This is a genomic window from Enterobacter sp. HK169 (assembly GCF_001719105.1).
GTDB lineage: Bacteria > Pseudomonadota > Gammaproteobacteria > Enterobacterales > Enterobacteriaceae > Enterobacter > Enterobacter asburiae_B.
In genome coordinates this window covers 2,773,728-2,786,945 of record NZ_CP017087.1, presented here as the reverse complement: position 1 = coordinate 2,786,945, position 13,218 = coordinate 2,773,728, and the positions used below count along the sequence as shown (strand labels likewise).

At 56.6% G+C, this 13,218-nt stretch carries 13 protein-coding genes, 2 tRNA genes and 1 rRNA gene; 12 read left to right on the top strand and 4 right to left on the bottom strand.

Going from position 1 to position 13,218, the window contains the following annotated elements; translation table 11 throughout:
* Positions 1 to 33 precede the first annotated feature (33 nt).
* The 3 genes from rrf to EnteroDNA1_RS13265 all read left to right on the top strand — a co-directional run bounded on the left by rrf (position 34) and on the right by EnteroDNA1_RS13265 (position 410).
* Positions 34 to 149, top strand: a 5S ribosomal RNA gene (gene rrf / locus EnteroDNA1_RS13275).
* Positions 150 to 204: 55 nt separating this feature from the next.
* Positions 205 to 281: transfer RNA gene (locus EnteroDNA1_RS13270), tRNA-Asp, on the top strand.
* Positions 282 to 334: 53 nt separating this feature from the next.
* Positions 335 to 410, top strand: a tRNA-Trp gene (locus EnteroDNA1_RS13265).
* 98 nt (positions 411 to 508) lie between these two features.
* Here EnteroDNA1_RS13265 and hdfR read toward each other — a convergent pair.
* Complete coding sequence (gene hdfR / locus EnteroDNA1_RS13260; RefSeq protein WP_023309659.1) at positions 509 to 1,330, bottom strand: HTH-type transcriptional regulator HdfR; 822 nt, start codon at positions 1,328 to 1,330, stop codon at positions 509 to 511.
* A 118-nt stretch (positions 1,331 to 1,448) separates the two neighbouring features.
* Here hdfR and EnteroDNA1_RS13255 point away from each other — a divergent pair, with 118 nt between their 5' ends.
* A complete protein-coding gene (locus EnteroDNA1_RS13255) occupies positions 1,449 to 1,787 on the top strand; it encodes a DUF413 domain-containing protein (RefSeq protein ID WP_023309658.1) in 339 nt (112 codons plus the stop codon).
* Positions 1,788 to 1,817: 30 nt separating this feature from the next.
* On the opposite strand, the gene EnteroDNA1_RS13250 is transcribed toward EnteroDNA1_RS13255, so the two are convergent.
* Positions 1,818 to 3,338: a YifB family Mg chelatase-like AAA ATPase gene (locus EnteroDNA1_RS13250; RefSeq protein ID WP_045889362.1), complete on the bottom strand. Its 1,521-nt coding sequence runs from the start codon at positions 3,336 to 3,338 to the stop codon at positions 1,818 to 1,820.
* A 341-nt stretch (positions 3,339 to 3,679) separates the two neighbouring features.
* On the opposite strand from EnteroDNA1_RS13250, the gene ilvL reads away from it, so the two are divergent.
* The 7 genes from ilvL to ilvA all read left to right on the top strand — a co-directional run bounded on the left by ilvL (position 3,680) and on the right by ilvA (position 10,230).
* Positions 3,680 to 3,778 carry an ilv operon leader peptide gene (gene ilvL / locus EnteroDNA1_RS21935; RefSeq protein WP_001311244.1) on the top strand — a complete coding sequence of 33 codons (99 nt, stop codon included), beginning with the start codon at positions 3,680 to 3,682 and terminating at the stop codon, positions 3,776 to 3,778.
* Positions 3,779 to 3,864: 86 nt separating this feature from the next.
* Complete coding sequence (gene ilvX / locus EnteroDNA1_RS22485; RefSeq protein WP_166792073.1) at positions 3,865 to 3,915, top strand: peptide IlvX; 51 nt, start codon at positions 3,865 to 3,867, stop codon at positions 3,913 to 3,915.
* A 2-nt stretch (positions 3,916 to 3,917) separates the two neighbouring features.
* Positions 3,918 to 5,564: an acetolactate synthase 2 catalytic subunit gene (ilvG, locus tag EnteroDNA1_RS13245; protein ID WP_045889364.1), complete on the top strand. Its 1,647-nt coding sequence runs from the start codon at positions 3,918 to 3,920 to the stop codon at positions 5,562 to 5,564.
* Positions 5,561 to 5,824: an acetolactate synthase 2 small subunit gene (gene ilvM, locus EnteroDNA1_RS13240; RefSeq protein WP_024907956.1), complete on the top strand. Its 264-nt coding sequence runs from the start codon at positions 5,561 to 5,563 to the stop codon at positions 5,822 to 5,824. Before ilvG ends, ilvM begins: the two co-directional genes overlap by 4 nt.
* 18 nt (positions 5,825 to 5,842) lie before the next feature.
* Positions 5,843 to 6,772, top strand: a complete 930-nt coding sequence (gene ilvE / locus EnteroDNA1_RS13235) for a branched-chain-amino-acid transaminase (RefSeq protein ID WP_023309654.1) — start codon at positions 5,843 to 5,845, stop codon at positions 6,770 to 6,772.
* 60 nt (positions 6,773 to 6,832) lie between these two features.
* Positions 6,833 to 8,683: a dihydroxy-acid dehydratase gene (ilvD, locus tag EnteroDNA1_RS13230; RefSeq protein ID WP_033146918.1), complete on the top strand. Its 1,851-nt coding sequence runs from the start codon at positions 6,833 to 6,835 to the stop codon at positions 8,681 to 8,683.
* Between the two features lie 2 nt (positions 8,684 to 8,685).
* A complete protein-coding gene (gene ilvA, locus EnteroDNA1_RS13225; RefSeq protein ID WP_096150382.1) occupies positions 8,686 to 10,230 on the top strand; it encodes a threonine ammonia-lyase, biosynthetic in 1,545 nt (514 codons plus the stop codon).
* A gap of 45 nt (positions 10,231 to 10,275) precedes the next feature.
* Here ilvA and ilvY read toward each other — a convergent pair whose 3' ends face one another.
* Positions 10,276 to 11,166, bottom strand: a complete 891-nt coding sequence (gene ilvY / locus EnteroDNA1_RS13220) for an HTH-type transcriptional activator IlvY (protein ID WP_032641403.1) — start codon at positions 11,164 to 11,166, stop codon at positions 10,276 to 10,278.
* Between the two features lie 152 nt (positions 11,167 to 11,318).
* On the opposite strand from ilvY, the gene ilvC reads away from it, so the two are divergent.
* Positions 11,319 to 12,794 (top strand): ketol-acid reductoisomerase, encoded by a 1,476-nt coding sequence (ilvC, locus tag EnteroDNA1_RS13215; protein WP_069303416.1) that lies wholly within the window; start codon positions 11,319 to 11,321, stop codon positions 12,792 to 12,794.
* A gap of 92 nt (positions 12,795 to 12,886) precedes the next feature.
* Here the strand turns inward: ilvC and ppiC are convergent, their stop codons facing one another.
* A complete protein-coding gene (gene ppiC / locus EnteroDNA1_RS13210) occupies positions 12,887 to 13,168 on the bottom strand; it encodes a peptidylprolyl isomerase PpiC (protein ID WP_023309650.1) in 282 nt (93 codons plus the stop codon).
* Between the last annotated feature and the right edge of the window lie 50 nt (positions 13,169 to 13,218).

Genomic DNA, 13,218 nt, shown 5'->3' with positions numbered 1-13,218 from the left:
GATTTTCAGCCTGATACAGATTAACAGAATTTGCCTGGCGGCTTTAGCGCGGTGGTCCCACCTGACCCCATGCCGAACTCAGAAGTGAAACGCCGTAGCGCCGATGGTAGTGTGGGGTCTCCCCATGTGAGAGTAGGGAACTGCCAGGCATCAAATTAAGTAGTAAGCCGGAGCATAAATCCGGTGGTTACAGCAGTCTTCGGTGGAGCGGTAGTTCAGTCGGTTAGAATACCTGCCTGTCACGCAGGGGGTCGCGGGTTCGAGTCCCGTCCGTTCCGCCACTTATTAAGACATTAAGCCTGCCTAATTGGCAGGCTTAATGGAAAAAAACTTTAGGGGCGTAGCTCAGTTGGTAGAGCACCGGTCTCCAAAACCGGGTGTCGCGAGTTCGAGTCTCTCCGCCCCTGCCATATATAATCCTTTGCTTCGGCAAAGGATTTTTTTTGCCTGAAACACTGCAGAAAATTCTCTTCTTAATTTTCAGCCAGCATCCCTGCTGGCTGATGCATCAATCCATTACATTGATTTTTAACAGATCTTTTATCTGTGATTGCTTATCACTGTTTTGCAGCCAAATTGCATACAGCGGCCTGGTAAGCGTGGTGGAATCCATCACGGTGTGCAGCCCTGCTTTAGTGTCTGCCCAGCGAACAGGTAACCAGGTACAACCTTTTAGCAGAGGCAGCTGCTGACAGGCGATCTCTGCCGAGCTGGTCGTTAACTGCGGAACATCATCAGGTGCAATCAGTCCCGTCTCGTGCTGCTGAAAATCCGGTCCCCATTCCAGGCGTAAATAGGTCAGGTCTGCCTTCATCATCGAAGGTTCGGACGCATAAAGTGCCAGGCCAAACTGGCCCACAATCTGGCTGCTAAATTCGTCCATCTTGGGGGCTTCGGTTGTGATCAGAAGATCAAGCTGGCGTTCATGAAGTTGCTTAACCAGCGACTGCCGTTGCGCAATCCTGGCTTCAAATTGCAGGTGGCCATGTGAATGATACAGCCGGGTAAGCCACTGACTTAGCATGCATTCCCACAGAGAAGCGCTGGCTCCTATCGAGAACTCATTATGCCTCGAAGTATGTGCCACCTCTTTACGTGCCGCCTGCCAGGTATTCATGAGCGTTTCTGCGTACGGCAGCAGTTTCTCACCGGCAGGCGTTAAGCGAATATTGTTGCGATGGCGGGTAAAAAGATTCACACCCAGTTGATTTTCCAGCTGTCGAATACGAAAACTGACTGCTGACTGCGTCAGGTAAAGGGCTTCAGCTGCTCGCCCAAAGTGACGTGTTCTGCTCACTTCAAGGAAAGTTTTAAGCAATTCCGTATCCACATCTTTCTCCGCAAAATTATTTGTCGTTATGATTTAAATGTTTTGTTTTACACTCTGTCAAGCGTAACTAATACTCCGCGCCATAAATAGCTCGGCCAAAGAATTAGGAGCGTGTAGGATGGCGGAAAGCTTTACGACGACTAATCGTTTTTTCGACAATAAACATTATCCGCGCGGGTTCTCTCGTCACGGCGATTTCACCATCAAAGAAGCTCAACTGCTTGAGCGCCATGGTTATGCCTTTAACGAGCTGGATCTGGGTAAGCGTGAACCTGCAACCGAAGACGAAAAACAGTTTGTTTCTGTTTGCCGTGGTGAGCGTGAGCCGGAGTCTGAAGCGGAACGCGTATGGATCAAGTACATGGCGCGCATTAAGCGTCCTAAGCGCTTCCATACGCTGTCTGGCGGCAAGCCGCAGATGGAAGGTGCAGAAGACTACACCGAGTCTGATGACTAAAGAGAAGAGAAGGGGCTACGGCCCCTTTTTTTATGCCAGCAATTTCTGCAAATGCAGCAGCAAACGATCGATAGCGCGGTAGCTCAGCGCCTCCTGCAAATGTTTCCTCTCAATGTCATTGCACCCCTCTACGTCAGCAATGGTTCTGGCCACCTTCAGCAAACGCTGCCACGCACGTATGGACAGCCCGAACCGCGTTAACGTCTCCTCCAGCCATCCCGCATCCTCAACATTAAGTGAACAAAACTGCCGGATCCCGGCATTATCCAGCCGTGCATTCAGCCTGTTCTGACGAGCGTACTGCCGCGTCTGAGCAGCAATCACCCGTTCGCGTACCTCCGCTGAGCTTTCACCCGTTATGCCCGTTTGCCTGAGCAGACCCGGCGGGGGAAGGGGAATTTCGAGGGATAAATCGAAACGGTCGAGGAACGGGCCGGATAACTTACCCAGATAGCGCAACGTTTGCTCTGGTGTACAGCGGTTATGGTTGCCCTGGTAGTGACCCGTCGGGCTGGGATTCATCGCCGCGACCAGCTGAAACTGTGCGGGATAGCTTATTTTGGCTCGCGTGCGTGAGATATGTATCTCACCGGATTCAATGGGCTCTCTTAGTGCATCCAGCACACGGCGCTCAAATTCAGGCAGTTCATCAAGAAACAGAATGCCATTGTGTGCCAGCGAGATCTCTCCCGGCCCCGGAATCGCCCCGCCGCCGACCATTGCCGTCAGTGAAGCGCTATGATGCGGGGAACGAAAAGGACGACGGCGCCACTGTTTTTGCAACGACGTCGAACTGATAAGGCTATATATGGCGGCGCTTTCCAGCGCTTCATGATTATTGAGCGGTGGAAGTAACCCACTCAACCTGCTTGCCAGCATGGTTTTACCCGTACCTGGCGGCCCAATTAACAGAAGATTGTGTCCACCTGCAGCCGTAATCTCCAGCGCCCGTTTCCCTTGCTCCTGTCCCATAATCTCGCTGAGATCCTCTGGTGCATCCGCTATAACATCATCACACTCCTCCGGCTCGGACAGTTCATGTCGCCCTTCCAGCCAGGCACAAACTTCCTGTAAATGCCCGGCGATGAGACACCCCTTCTCGGCGATAAGACTCACTTCTGATGCGTTTTCATTGGCGACAATGATTTGCCGCCCTGCTCGTATGGCTTCCAGCGCTCCCGATATCGCACCGGGAACGCCTCTTAACGCGCCTGTGAGCGCGAGTTCGCCAACGAACTCATACGAGCCTAGCCGTGTCGTATTAAGCTGCTCAGAAGCCGCGAGAAGGGCAATTGCGATAGGTAAATCGTATCGTCCCCCCTCTTTAGGCAAATCGGCGGGGGCAAGGTTGATGGTGATCTTCTTCGCGGGGAAGGTATAACCGCTATTTATTATTGCGCTGCGAACGCGATCCCTGGCCTCTTTAACCGTCGTTTCAGGTAACCCGACAAGCGTGAGTCCGGGTAGCCCATTGCTCAAATGAACCTCGACGGAAATAAGCGGTGCCTTTACCCCGAGAGCCGCACGCGTATAAACAACTGACAGTGACATTTGCACTACCTCCTGGCGTGACTATGCCAGCACCTGCTTTGTCTGTTTAGCGTCATTTTGCGAATTTACGCCGCCTGTTCAGGGATTTTAAGCGCACACTGAAACCCTTGCATAACCGTGGAAGCCTCCTCGCAGAATGTAAAAAGCCCCGTTTTGACGCTAAGAACCGCAGTGAAAAAATGAAAAATATTCATTTTCTAATTTCCGTATATAAAACAACGGTTTTAAGAAATATGATTCGCGGCCTAATCAAATCCGTCATAAATAAATCTTGTGTTTGATTTAAAAACTGTGATAACTCTTTAGGTATTCCTTCGAACAAGATGCAAAAAGAACTGAAAATGACAGCCCTTCTACGAGTGATTAGCCTGGTCGTGATTAGCGTGGTGGTGATTATTATCCCACCGTGCGGGGCTGCACTTGGACGAGGAAAGGCTTAGAAATCAAGCCTTAACGAACTAAGACCCCCGCACCGAAAGGTCCGGGGGTTTTTTTATGACTAAAAAATGTAAATGAGGAGCAGAGAATGACGACTAGCACAAAATTCTGTTTCTCCCGATTTATGACGGGGAACTAACTATGAATGGGGCACAGTGGGTAGTACATGCGTTGCGCGCGCAGGGAGTCGAAACCGTATTCGGTTATCCGGGTGGCGCAATTATGCCGATTTACGATGCACTGTATGACGGCGGCGTGGAACATCTCTTGTGCCGACACGAGCAGGGCGCAGCGATGGCAGCCATTGGCTACGCCCGCGCGACCGGTAAAACCGGCGTGTGTATGGCGACTTCAGGCCCGGGCGCAACGAACCTGATCACCGGCCTGGCTGACGCGCTGCTGGATTCCGTTCCCGTTGTTGCCATCACCGGGCAGGTGGCATCTCCGTTCATCGGTACCGATGCTTTCCAGGAAGTTGACGTCCTCGGTTTATCGCTGGCCTGCACCAAACACAGCTTCCTCGTCCAGTCTCTGGAGGAGCTGCCGCGCGTAATGGCAGAAGCGTTCGACGTGGCAAACTCCGGTCGTCCCGGTCCGGTTCTGGTTGATATCCCGAAAGATATCCAGGTGGCTCTCGGCGATCTGGAACCGCACTTCTCTACCGTTGAAAGCGACGATGCGTTTCCGGAAGCGGAAGTTGAAGAGGCCCGTCAGATGCTGGCCCAGGCGAAACAGCCGATGCTGTACGTCGGCGGTGGCGTAGGCATGGCGCAGGCCGTTCCAGCCCTGCGCGAATTTATCGCAACAACGCAGATGCCAGCGACCTGCACGCTGAAAGGTCTCGGTGCAGTCGACGCGGACTACCCCTACTATCTGGGCATGCTGGGGATGCACGGCACCAAAGCGGCAAACCTGGCGGTGCAGGAGTGCGATCTGCTCATCGCTGTAGGGGCCCGTTTTGACGACCGCGTCACCGGCAAGCTGAATACCTTTGCGCCGAACGCCAAAGTCATCCATATGGATATCGACCCGGCGGAGATGAACAAGCTGCGTCAGGCGCATGTCGCCTTGCAGGGCGATCTCAACGCGCTGTTACCGGCATTGCAGCAGCCGCTGGATATCAACGCATGGCGTCAGCACACCGCTGATATGCGCGCCGAGCACGCCTGGCGTTACGACCACCCCGGCGAGGCCATCTACGCGCCGCTGCTGTTGAAGCAGTTGTCCGACCGTAAACCGGCTGACAGCGTCGTCACCACCGACGTAGGCCAGCACCAAATGTGGTCCGCGCAGCACATGACCTACACCCGTCCGGAAAACTTCATCACCTCCAGCGGGTTAGGGACGATGGGCTTCGGTCTGCCGGCAGCCGTTGGCGCGCAGGTTGCCCGCCCGAACGACACCGTTATCTGTATCTCCGGTGACGGCTCCTTCATGATGAACGTTCAGGAGCTCGGCACCGTTAAGCGCAAGCAGTTGCCGCTGAAGATCGTGTTGCTCGACAACCAGCGTTTAGGAATGGTTCGCCAGTGGCAACAGCTGTTCTTCCAGGAGCGCTACAGCGAAACGACTCTCACCGATAACCCCGATTTCCTCACCCTGGCCAGCGCCTTCGGCATCCCTGGTCAGCACATCACCCGTAAAGATCAGGTTGAAGCGGCGCTCGACACCATGCTGAACAGCGATGGGCCTTACCTGCTTCATGTCTCAATCGACGAACTCGAGAACGTCTGGCCGTTGGTACCGCCTGGTGCCAGCAACTCACAAATGATGGAGAAATTATCATGATGCAGCATCAGGTCGCCGTACAGGCTCGCTTCAACCCGGAAACCTTAGAACGCGTTTTGCGTGTGGTGCGTCATCGTGGTTTTCAGATTTGCTCTATGAATATGGAGACGGCCACTGACGCCCGGAATATCAGTATCGAATTAACCGTTGCCAGCCCGCGGTCGGTCGACTTACTGTTTAGTCAGTTATCAAAGCTGGTAGACGTTGCCCATGTTGCCATCTGCCAGAGCACAACCACATCACAACAAATCCGCGCTTAAGCGTGACAGGACGAAAAAATGACGACAAAAAAAGCTGATTACATTTGGTTCAACGGTGAGATGGTTCGCTGGGAGGACGCGAAGGTCCACGTGATGTCCCACGCGCTGCACTACGGTACCTCCGTATTTGAAGGCATCCGCTGCTACGATTCTCACAAAGGGCCAGTGGTGTTCCGCCATCGCGAACACATGCAGCGTCTGCATGACTCAGCCAAAATTTATCGTTTCCCGGTTTCTCAAAGCGTCGATGAGCTGATGGAAGCCTGCCGCGACGTTATCCGTAAAAACAACCTGACCAGCGCCTATATTCGTCCGCTGGTGTTTGTGGGCGATGTCGGTATGGGCGTGAACCCGCCAGCCGGCTATACCACAGATGTGATCATTGCCGCGTTCCCATGGGGTGCCTACCTGGGTGCAGAAGCCCTGGAGCAGGGGATCGACGCAATGGTCTCTTCCTGGAACCGCGTGGCGCCAAACACCATCCCGACCGCCGCGAAAGCAGGCGGTAACTACCTCTCTTCTCTGTTGGTCGGTAGCGAAGCGCGCCGCCACGGCTATCAGGAAGGTATCGCCCTCGACGTAAATGGCTACATCTCAGAAGGTGCGGGTGAAAACCTGTTTGAAGTGAAAGACGGCATTCTGTTCACGCCGCCGTTCACCTCGTCCGCGCTGCCGGGCATCACCCGTGACGCCATCATCAAGCTGGCGAAAGATCTGGGTATCGAAGTGCGCGAGCAGGTACTGTCCCGCGAATCCCTGTATCTGGCCGATGAAGTGTTTATGTCCGGTACGGCGGCTGAAATCACGCCGGTACGCAGCGTGGACGGTATCCAGGTGGGCGAAGGCCGCTGCGGTCCGGTCACCAAACGTATTCAGCAAGCGTTCTTCGGCCTCTTCACCGGCGAGACAGAAGATAAATACGGCTGGTTGGATCAGGTTAATCACTAAGCATAAATTTGGGACGGCACGCACCGTCCCATTAAATAGTCAGACGGGAGTCAATAAAGCATGCCTAAGTATCGTTCAGCCACCACCACCCACGGCCGTAATATGGCGGGAGCCCGCGCGCTGTGGCGCGCCACCGGAATGACCGACGCCGATTTCGGCAAGCCGATTATCGCCGTGGTGAACTCCTTCACCCAGTTTGTACCGGGCCACGTGCACCTGCGCGATCTCGGTAAGCTGGTTGCCGAGCAAATCGAAGCCTCCGGCGGCGTGGCAAAAGAGTTCAACACCATTGCGGTGGATGACGGTATCGCGATGGGGCACGGGGGCATGCTTTATTCACTGCCGTCGCGCGAGCTGATCGCCGACTCCGTAGAATATATGGTTAACGCCCACTGCGCCGATGCGATGGTCTGCATCTCCAACTGCGACAAAATCACCCCGGGGATGCTGATGGCCTCCCTGCGCCTGAACATTCCGGTGATCTTCGTCTCCGGCGGCCCGATGGAAGCGGGGAAAACCAAGCTCTCCGACAAAATCATCAAGCTCGACCTGGTCGATGCGATGATCCAGGGCGCGGACCCGAAAGTGTCTGATGAGCAGAGCGACCAGGTGGAACGCTCCGCGTGTCCGACCTGCGGCTCCTGTTCCGGTATGTTCACCGCCAACTCCATGAACTGCCTGACCGAAGCGCTGGGCCTGTCTCAGCCGGGCAACGGTTCGCTGCTGGCGACCCACGCCGACCGTAAGCAGCTGTTCCTCAACGCCGGTAAGCGCATCGTTGAGCTGACCAAACGCTACTACGAGCAGGACGACGCCAGCGCGCTGCCGCGCAACATTGCCAGTAAAGCCGCGTTCGAAAACGCCATGACGCTGGATATCGCCATGGGCGGCTCTACCAACACCGTTCTGCACCTGCTGGCTGCCGCGCAGGAAGCCGAAATCGACTTCACCATGAGCGACATCGACAAGCTGTCCCGCAAAGTCCCGCAGCTGTGTAAGGTCGCGCCGAGCACCCAGAAGTACCATATGGAAGACGTACACCGCGCGGGCGGCGTGCTGGGCATTTTGGGCGAGCTGGATCGCGCCGGGCTGCTGAACCGTGACGTGAAAAACGTGCTCGGGCTGACGCTGCCTGAGTCGCTGGACCAGTACGACGTGATGCTGACCAAAGACGACGCGGTGAAAAAGATGTTCCGCGCCGGTCCTGCCGGTATTCGTACCACCCAGGCGTTCTCGCAGGATTGCCGCTGGGACACTCTGGACGACGACCGCGCCGAAGGCTGCATCCGCTCGCTGGAACATGCCTATAGCAAAGACGGCGGTCTGGCCGTGCTGTACGGTAACTTCGCGGAAAACGGCTGCATCGTGAAAACCGCAGGCGTGGACGACAGCATCCTGAAATTCACCGGTCCGGCGAAGGTATACGAAAGCCAGGATGAAGCGGTAGACGCGATTCTTGGCGGCAAAGTGGTGGAAGGCGACGTGGTTGTTATTCGCTACGAAGGACCGAAAGGCGGTCCCGGCATGCAGGAGATGCTCTACCCAACCACCTTCCTGAAATCTATGGGACTCGGTAAAGCATGCGCGCTGATCACCGACGGGCGTTTCTCTGGCGGCACCTCCGGCCTCTCTATCGGCCACGTTTCGCCGGAAGCAGCAAGCGGCGGCAACATCGCCATCATCGAAGACGGCGACCTGATCGAAATCGACATTCCGAATCGCGGCATTCAGCTGAAGCTGAGCGACCAGGAAATTGCGGCCCGTCGTGAAGCGCAGGAAGCCCGCGGCGACAAAGCCTGGACGCCGAAAGACCGCCAGCGTGAAGTCTCCTTCGCCCTGCGCGCCTACGCGAGCCTTGCCACCAGTGCAGATAAAGGCGCGGTGCGCGATAAATCTAAACTTGGGGGCTAATGATGGCCGAGTCACAACCCTTATCCGCCGCCCCTGAGGGGGCGGAATACCTGAGAGCGGTGCTACGCGCGCCGGTCTATGAAGCCGTGCAGGTTACGCCCCTGCAGAAAATGGAAAAACTCTCTTCGCGCCTCGACAACGTCATTCTGGTCAAGCGCGAAGACCGTCAGCCGGTGCACAGCTTTAAGCTGCGCGGCGCCTACGCGATGATGGCCGGGCTGACCGACGAGCAGAAAGCGCGCGGCGTGATTACCGCGTCGGCGGGCAACCACGCCCAGGGCGTGGCGTTCTCGTCTGCCCGTCTGGGGCTGAAAGCGCTGATCGTGATGCCGGTTGCTACCGCAGATATCAAAGTCGATGCGGTCCGCGGTTTCGGCGGCGAGGTGCTGCTCCACGGTGCCAACTTTGACGAAGCCAAAGCCAAAGCGATTGAGCTGGCGCAGCAGCAGGGTTTCACCTGGGTGCCGCCGTTCGACCACCCGATGGTGATTGCCGGGCAGGGCACGCTGGCGCTGGAACTGCTGCAGCAGGATGCCCATCTCGACCGCGTCTTCGTCCCGGTGGGCGGCGGTGGCCTGGCCGCAGGCGTGGCGGTACTGATCAAACAGCTGATGCCGCAGATCAAAGTCATTGCCGTTGAAGCGGAAGACTCTGCCTGCCTGAAAGCGGCGCTGGATGCCGGGCATCCTGTGGACCTGCCGCGCGTCGGGCTGTTTGCCGAGGGCGTGGCGGTGAAGCGCATTGGGGACGAAACCTTCCGCCTGTGCCAGGAGTATCTCGACGATATCGTCACGGTTGATAGCGATGCTATCTGCGCGGCGATGAAAGATCTGTTCGAGGATGTGCGCGCGGTGGCGGAACCGTCAGGCGCGCTGGCGCTGGCGGGGATGAAAAAATACATCGCGCAGCACAACATTCGCGGCGAGAGGCTGGCGCACGTGCTGTCTGGAGCGAACGTGAACTTCCACGGTCTGCGCTACGTTTCCGAGCGCTGCGAGCTGGGGGAACAGCGGGAAGCGCTGCTGGCGGTGACGATTCCTGAAGAGAAGGGCAGCTTCCTGAAGTTCTGCCAGCTGCTGGGCGGCCGTTCGGTGACGGAGTTCAACTACCGTTTTGCCGATGCCAAAGACGCCTGCATTTTTGTCGGCGTGCGTCTGAGCCGCGGCGTCGAGGAGCGTAAAGAGATCCTCAACCTGCTGCATGAGGGCGGCTACAGCGTGGTCGATCTCTCTGACGATGAGATGGCGAAGCTGCACGTGCGCTACATGGTCGGCGGGCGTCCATCAAAGCCGCTCAAGGAACGTCTGTTCAGCTTCGAGTTTCCGGAATCGCCGGGCGCGCTGCTCAAGTTCCTTCACACGCTTGGCACGCACTGGAACATTTCCCTGTTCCACTACCGCAGCCACGGCACCGACTATGGCCGCGTGCTGGCGGCGTTCGAACTGGGCGAGCACGAGCCGGATTTCGAAACGCGGCTGAACGAGCTGGGCTATGAGTGCCACGACGAAACCCATAACCCGGCCTTCCGCTTCTTCCTGGCAGGCTAAGGGCTGAGCTGCGTGTAGGCCGGGTAAGCGCAGCGCCACCCGGCTTTAGTGGTTTGGCAATATCTGCCAGAACGCATCAATAAGCGGCTCATGCAGCCGCTTTTTTTGTGCGCACACGCCAAGCTCAAACGGCGTCTTCTCGTCGCTGCGCTCCAGAATCATCACGCGATTGCGCACCGGTTCGGGGCTGTTTTCCAGCACCACTTCCGGCAGCAGCGCCACGCCGCAGCCCAGCGCCACCATCGACACCATCGCCTCGTGGCCGCTGACCGTGGCGTAAATCGACGGATTGCTGATTTTCTGACGGCGGAACCACAGCTCTATGCGGCGGCGCACCGGCCCCTGATCGGCCATGATAAACGGCACCGTCGACCAGTCCGGTTTTTCCACCGACACCTGGTTACGCACCGGGCAGGGCAGCGCCGGGGCAATCAGTACCACCGCCAGATTCTCCAGCATTGAGAATGCCACCGCGCCCGGCAGGGTTTCGGGTTTCCCTGCTATGGCGAGATCCGCTTCGCCCGTCACCACTTTTTCCATTGCGTCGGAGGCGTCGCCGGTGGTGAGCTTAATTTCAACCGACGGATGCGCCGCGCGGAAGCGGTCAAGGATGGGCGGCAGATGGCTGTAGGCGGCGGTCACGGAGCAGAAAATATGCAGCTCGCCGGAAAGCGACGGCCCCTGCTGGTCAATTGAGTGTCGCAGCTGCTGGTACTGTAGCAGCGTCTGCTGGGCAAAAATGCGCAGTTCTTCACCCGCTTCCGTGAGGGTGACGGTGCGGTTATCGCGCACGAACAGCGGCTGGCCGAGGTCCTCCTCAAGGCGCTGGATCTGGCGTGAAAGCGTGGAGGGGCTAACGTGCATCGCCCGGGCGCTGCGGCCAAAATGGCGGCTTTCCGCCAGGTGCAGGAACATTTTCAGATCGCGTAAATCCACCGATTCCACTCCCTCTTTTTACATTGCAAAAATTGCAATATGACGTTGTGAATATATCAATTTCCGCAATAAATTTCCTGTTGTAATGTGGGTACATTCTCGCTGAAACGCGAACCGAACAATAAGACACACAACATCACGAGGTATCATCCATGGCTAACTACTTTAATACACTGAACTTGCGCCAGCAGCTGGCGCAGCTGGGCAAATGCCGCTTCATGGCGCGCGACGAATTTGCCGATGGCGCGAGCTACCTTCAGGATAAAAAAGTGGTCATCGTCGGCTGTGGCGCACAGGGTCTGAACCAGGGCCTGAACATGCGTGACTCCGGTCTGGATATCTCCTACGCTCTGCGCAAAGAAGCGATTGCCGAGAAGCGTGCTTCCTGGCGTAAAGCGACCGAAAACGGCTTCAAAGTGGGCACCTACGAAGAGCTGATCCCGCAGGCGGATCTGGTGGTTAACCTGACCCCGGACAAGCAGCACTCTGACGTTGTGCGTTCCGTACAGCCGCTGATGAAAGACGGCGCCGCGCTGGGTTACTCCCACGGCTTCAACATCGTTGAAGTGGGCGAGCAGATCCGTAAAGACATCACCGTGGTGATGGTGGCACCGAAGTGCCCGGGTACGGAAGTGCGCGAAGAGTACAAACGTGGCTTCGGCGTGCCGACGCTTATCGCAGTTCACCCGGAAAACGATCCGAAAGGCGAAGGCATGGCGATTGCCAAAGCGTGGGCAGCGGCGACCGGCGGCCACCGTGCGGGCGTTCTGGAATCGTCCTTCGTTGCCGAAGTGAAATCTGACCTGATGGGTGAGCAGACCATTCTGTGCGGTATGCTGCAGGCCGGTTCTCTGCTGTGCTTCGACAAGCTGGTGGAAGAAGGCACCGACCCGGCCTACGCGGAAAAACTGATTCAGTTCGGCTGGGAAACCATCACCGAAGCGCTGAAGCAGGGCGGTATTACGCTGATGATGGACCGTCTGTCCAACCCGGCAAAACTGCGTGCTTACGCGCTGTCTGAACAGCTGAAAACCATCATGGCACCGCTGTTCCAGAAACACATGGACGACATCATCTCCGGTGAATTCTCTTCCGGTATGATGGCGGACTGGGCGAACGACGATAAAAACCTGCTGACCTGGCGTGAAGAAACCGGTAAAACCGCGTTCGAAACCGCGCCGCAGTATGAAGGTAAAATCGGCGAGCAGGAGTACTTCGATAAAGGCGTACTGATGATCGCGATGGTGAAAGCAGGCGTTGAGCTGGCGTTCGAAACCATGGTGGATTCCGGCATCATCGAAGAGTCCGCGTACTACGAATCTCTGCACGAGCTGCCGCTGATCGCGAACACCATCGCCCGTAAGCGTCTGTACGAAATGAACGTGGTGATCTCTGATACCGCAGAATACGGTAACTACCTGTTCTCTTACGCCTGCGTACCGCTGCTGAAAGAGTTTATGACTACTCTGCAGACGGGCGATCTGGGTAAAGCGATTGCGGAAGGTGCCGTGGATAACGCGCAGCTGCGTGATGTGAACGAAGCGATTCGCAGCCACCAGATCGAGAAAGTGGGTCACAAACTGCGTGGCTACATGACCGATATGAAGCGTATCGCGGTAGCGGGTTAACACCAGGTGCGGGCTGATGCCCTCACCCCGGCCCTCTCCCACGGGGAGAGGGTGAAACATTAAAGGCCTTCTCTTAGAGAAGGCCTTGCTGTTTATTTCCGATACAGCACTTTGATAATGTGGTAGCCGAACTGCGTGTGCAGCGGGCCGGTTGGCTCCAGCACCGGGCAGGAGAACACCACTTTATCGAACGCCGGAACCATCTGACCCTGGCGGAACTCACCCAGATCGCCGCCGCGTTTGCCTGACGGGCAGATGGAATGCTTCTTCGCCAGCTTGCCGAAGTCGGCACCGTTTTTAATCTGCTCCAGAAGATCTAAAGCCAGTTTCTCTTCTTTAACGAGGATGTGCACTGCTGCTGCTGTTTTTGCCATGATCGTGCCTTGAATAGGTTGAAATAAATCGGGGCGCAATATACCACGCG

Excerpts from the sequence above, each read along its gene's own strand:
- ilvA (WP_096150382.1), top strand. The coding sequence starts at position 8,686 with ATGGCCGAGTCACAACCCTTATCCGCCGCCCCTGAGGGGGCGGAATAC.
- ilvM (WP_024907956.1), top strand. The coding sequence starts at position 5,561 with ATGATGCAGCATCAGGTCGCCGTACAGGCTCGCTTCAACCCGGAAACC.
- ilvD (WP_033146918.1), top strand. The coding sequence starts at position 6,833 with ATGCCTAAGTATCGTTCAGCCACCACCACCCACGGCCGTAATATGGCG.
- ilvL (WP_001311244.1), top strand. The coding sequence starts at position 3,680 with ATGACAGCCCTTCTACGAGTGATTAGCCTGGTCGTGATTAGCGTGGTG.
- EnteroDNA1_RS13250 (WP_045889362.1), bottom strand. The coding sequence starts at position 3,338 with ATGTCACTGTCAGTTGTTTATACGCGTGCGGCTCTCGGGGTAAAGGCA.
- EnteroDNA1_RS13255 (WP_023309658.1), top strand. The coding sequence starts at position 1,449 with ATGGCGGAAAGCTTTACGACGACTAATCGTTTTTTCGACAATAAACAT.
- ilvG (WP_045889364.1), top strand. The coding sequence starts at position 3,918 with ATGAATGGGGCACAGTGGGTAGTACATGCGTTGCGCGCGCAGGGAGTC.
- ilvE (WP_023309654.1), top strand. The coding sequence starts at position 5,843 with ATGACGACAAAAAAAGCTGATTACATTTGGTTCAACGGTGAGATGGTT.
- ppiC (WP_023309650.1), bottom strand. The coding sequence starts at position 13,168 with ATGGCAAAAACAGCAGCAGCAGTGCACATCCTCGTTAAAGAAGAGAAA.
- ilvC (WP_069303416.1), top strand. The coding sequence starts at position 11,319 with ATGGCTAACTACTTTAATACACTGAACTTGCGCCAGCAGCTGGCGCAG.